5 protein-coding genes are annotated in these 3,965 nt (G+C 74.8%); 1 reads left to right on the plus strand and 4 read right to left on the minus strand.

The genetic code is table 11. The annotated features are described in order from the left end of the window. A partial coding sequence (locus DZF91_RS41570; RefSeq protein ID WP_207661905.1) for a hypothetical protein occupies positions 1-235 on the minus strand: 235 nt, incomplete at its 3' end. 497 nt (positions 236-732) lie between these two features. Next, positions 733-951 carry a hypothetical protein gene (locus tag DZF91_RS27140; protein WP_117359999.1) on the minus strand — a complete coding sequence of 73 codons (219 nt, stop codon included), beginning with the start codon at positions 949-951 and terminating at the stop codon, positions 733-735. Positions 952-1,072: 121 nt separating this feature from the next. On the opposite strand from DZF91_RS27140, the gene DZF91_RS27145 reads away from it, so the two are divergent. Continuing rightward, positions 1,073-1,963, plus strand: coding sequence for a GntR family transcriptional regulator (locus DZF91_RS27145; protein WP_117360000.1), 891 nt, complete (start codon positions 1,073-1,075; stop codon positions 1,961-1,963). 98 nt (positions 1,964-2,061) lie between these two features. Here the strand turns inward: DZF91_RS27145 and DZF91_RS27150 are convergent, their stop codons facing one another. Together DZF91_RS27150 and DZF91_RS40480 are read right to left on the minus strand one after the other, a co-directional pair. Then, positions 2,062-2,448, minus strand: a complete 387-nt coding sequence (locus DZF91_RS27150; protein WP_117360001.1) for a hypothetical protein — start codon at positions 2,446-2,448, stop codon at positions 2,062-2,064. A 34-nt stretch (positions 2,449-2,482) separates the two neighbouring features. Then, a partial coding sequence (locus DZF91_RS40480) for a hypothetical protein (RefSeq protein ID WP_199486923.1) occupies positions 2,483-3,965 on the minus strand: 1,483 nt, incomplete at its 5' end.

Below are 3,965 nucleotides of genomic sequence, written 5' to 3' on the forward strand. Positions count from 1 at the left end.
CCGAGGCCGCGGGACCGGACGGCCCGCCTCCGGGCCCGCCCAGCCCGGCCCCTCCGGCCTGCCAGCCGGTCGCCCACACCACCAGCACCGCCGTCAGCGCGCCGGCGAGCGCCGCGAGGAGCGCGATGGAGGCCAGGCTCCGCCCGTCCCCGCGCCGCCCGTGCCGCCCGCCTCCCCCGGGCTCCCCGGTTCGGCGGGGGTCCCCGGCTCCGTGGGGCCGCGACCGAACGTCCATGTGCGCCTCCCGTGGTCGGCGTCATGCGCGCACGTCCGTTAGAACGTCGCGGACGAGGTCCGGGTTCGGCCCGGCCCCCCAATCGGCCGTCACATCTGCCTAACCTCCGGGGTCCGTCCGCCGGAACCCGCACCCGTACGACCGCCCTGCGTCGCCTGCACGACCCGTCCCCGCGCTCGGACGTCCGGCAAAATCCCGGTCAAGTCGCCACGGGACGGCCGGGGGCCGTGTGTCCGGAGAATGCGGCGGATCCGGCGCGCTCCGGCGGAAGAATCACCCCACGCGACCGCACGGACGACACGACTTCTCGATGGGGTCGCGCCGATGTGTCATCCGTGCGGTCACGTCCTTCTGGCCCGGGAGGTGACGTCCACCCCACCGACCAGAGCTCCACTCCTGTGTCACCTCAGCGCCACAGGTCACTGTCGTCGCGGCAGAGGAGAGCCCGGCCCGCCCCCGAGCCCGGGCCGGCCCGTCCGGTGCCCCGGCGACCCTCCTCACCGCTGCCCGCCGTCCCGGCGCGCCTGCTCCGCCAGGAGCTCGCGGAGACCGCCGGAGTCGTCGGCGGCCACGGTCATCGCACATCCGGCCTGGAGTTGGGCGTCGGTCAGATCGCCGCTGCGGGTCGCGTACCAACGCCCGGCGTCGCTGCGCCACACCAGCCATCCCGGATGCTCGCGCTCGATGGTCGTCTTCAGATCCTCGAAGTCGCCCATCAAGGTCGTCCTTTCCCCCGGGCGGCGGTTCTGTATACAAAAGTCTTACTCGGTCGAAGAGGTGTCAAGCTGTCCGTAAGTGGACCGTCCCCTCACGGACAGTGCCTAGGGAGGTGAGCCCGTGGCCGAACGCCCGGCCTACCTGCGCATCGCCGACACCCTCCGGGACCAGATCCGCTCGGGCACCTATCCACCCGGTTCCCGGCTGCCCACCATGCGGGAGCTCGGCGACGAGTTCGGCGTCTCGGAGATCGTCCTGCGCCAGGCGTTCGGGCTGCTGCGCGGCGAGGGACTGATCGAGTCGCGGCGGGGCGCGGGGACGATCGTCCGGCACGCGCCGCCGGTCCGCCGGATCGCCATGGACCGCTACCGCAGGTTCACCGCGCCGGTCGCCGCGCCCGCGACCGCCTTCACGCACGACCAGCGGATCGGCTGGCAGGAGTACCGGCTCGACCGCGAGTTCACCCGCACCGAGGCGGACCCGGACCTCGCCGCGCTGTTCGAGCTGCCCGTCGGCACCGAGCTGCTGCGCCGCCGGTTCGTGTTCTACGCGCGCGGCGACCCGCAGCAGATCTCGGTCAACTACCTGCCGTGGGACCTGGTCGCCGAGACCCCGGTCTCCGACCCCGCGCGCGAGCCGTGGCCCGGCGGCACCCTCGCCCAGCTCGTCTACCTCGGCCACCCGCCGACCCGGGTGGAGGAGGCCGTCGGCGCGCGCATGCCGACGCCCGAGGAGGTCGAGACCCTCGGCATGGGCACGGGCGTCCCGGTCTTCACCATCACCCGCCGCATGATCTCCGGCGCGCGCGTCATGGAGGTCTGCCGCGACATCGTCATCCCCGCCGACCGCGCCGTCCTCGACTACGCCATCGACCTCGACCCCCGCCTCGACACCCGGCTGGACGCACGGCTGGACAGCGTGCTCGACCCGCGCCTCGACTCACGGCCGGACGCCTCCCAGCCGGACGTCCACCCCGACGCCCATCCGAACGGCCACCGCGCCGACCAGTAGCCGCCCGTCCCCGCCCGTCTCCGCCCATCCCCGCCCGTCGTGGGTCCGTCGCGGCGCCGCCCGTCGCCCGTGGCGGCGCCGTCCGGCGGCGGGCGGGGTCAGTCGGTGTAGATCCAGTCCTCGTCGTCGTTCTCGCGACGGCGGCGGGGAAGGTCGGTCCTGGTGGCCGTGGCGGTGCCCGTCTCCGGAGGCGTGGCCGCGATCTGCGGCGGGGGAGGCGGCGCGCTCGCGGCCCCGCCCTCGCGCGGTGGCCGGCGGACGCGGCCCAGCACCGCCAGGACGGCGCTGAGCGCGCCGACGGCCAGGACGCCGCCCAGCGGGCTCCACGCGTCCGCCATGAGCATGACCTGCGCGGTGCCCGCCAGGACGGCGAACGCGCCCCCGGACGCGACGACCAGCCGTCCCAGCGGGTCCAGGCCGGACAGCAGCAGCCACCATCCGGCGGCGGGAGCGGCGAACAGCAGCAGCGCCAGGACGAGGCTCACGCGACCACCTCCAGGGGCGGCCCGGGACGCGGGCTCACGAGATCACCAGGAACCTTTCGACGATCACCGCGACGACGCTGAGGAACAGCGGGACGGCGAGCACGGTCAGCGGACGCAGCCGCCACGGCTCCCCGGGCGGCAGCCGCAGCCGCCGCAGCTCGCGCGCGCAGAGGACGCCGAGCAGCACCGGCAGGTAGACCAGGCCCGCGGGCGTCCACGGCGACGAGCGCAGCCCGAGTCCGGAGGGGCGCGGCACCGGCGGGACCGGCTCGGGCGGGGGCCGCCGCAGCCGGTACACGGCGGCGTCGCGGTCGGCGAAGACGGTCTCGATGCGCGGGTCGGCGGCGAGCGCCGCGCGCGTCCGGGCCGCGAAGTCCGGCGCGAGCCCGGCGGTGAGCACCTGGAAGTCCTCGTTGCCGCGCGTGGTCACGAAGAACCCGCCGGGCCCCTGCTCGCGCAGCCGCTGGACGATCTCCGTCAGGTCGCCGGGGTCGCGCCGGTTCGCGATCACCGGCGTGTAGTTGAAGCGCTCGAAGTCGCGGTACGACCAGGGCATCACGGGCGTGCCGCCGACCAGGTCCGGGTTGTCGGCGCTCATCCAGACGACGCCGATCACGCCCTTGGTCCGCTGCGTCATGACGTCGAACGCGCGGACGTCGCCCGGCCGCACCTGCTCGTACTTCTCGTTGCCGTAGCGGACGGTCAGGAACCCGGCCACCAGCGGCAGCGCGAACACCGACGCCGCCGCCACGGCGGGCCAGTGCCGCCGCGACCCGGTGCGCAGCCACCCGAGCCTCAGCCGCACCCGCGGGTCGCGCACGCGGGGCGCGTCGAACGGCGCGGGGAAGAACAGGTACGCCACCAGCAGGCACGCGGCGGGCAGCATGAAGAAGTAGATGCGCAGCGCGATCTCGCCGCCGTAGTTCTGCAGCCCGAACGACGAGAACGGCACCAGCAGCAGGACGAGCGCGACCCGGTCGTCGATGCCGCGCGCCCGCCGCCGCAGCAGCCCGAGGACCGCCAGGCCCACCACGGCCACGGCGATGAGGATGCGGAGCTGCTGGACGTCGGCGGTCTGCGGGCTGGTCTGGCTGATCCGTCCGCCCGTGCTCTGCTGGACGTTCTGGAACACGTTGCCGAGCCCGCCGAACAGCTCCCCCTTGCGGCTCGACCAGTAGCCGACCGTCATGAAGCTGACCCACGCCGCGTACACGACGCCCGCGATGAACGGCAGCCCGCGCAGGCTGCACCGGCGCACCAGCACCAGGCCCGCGCACGAGGCCGTCATCAGGAACGGGGTGAGCTGGTGCGCGGCCGTCCCGACGGCGATGAGCAGGAACAGCAGGCAGAGCAGGATCGTCCGGTCGCGGACGGTCGCGGGCGGCGCGGGCAGCTCGCCGGGGTCCTTGGGGCCGAACAGCAGGTGGTAGAGGCGCCGCGGAGCGCCCCATGGCCCGCGGGTGCGCCATGACCCGCGCGTGCGCGGCGAGCCGTCCGCGCCGCGCGCCAGCCCGCCC

Source organism: Actinomadura logoneensis (genome assembly GCF_003428695.1).
GTDB lineage: Bacteria > Actinomycetota > Actinomycetes > Streptosporangiales > Streptosporangiaceae > Spirillospora > Spirillospora logoneensis.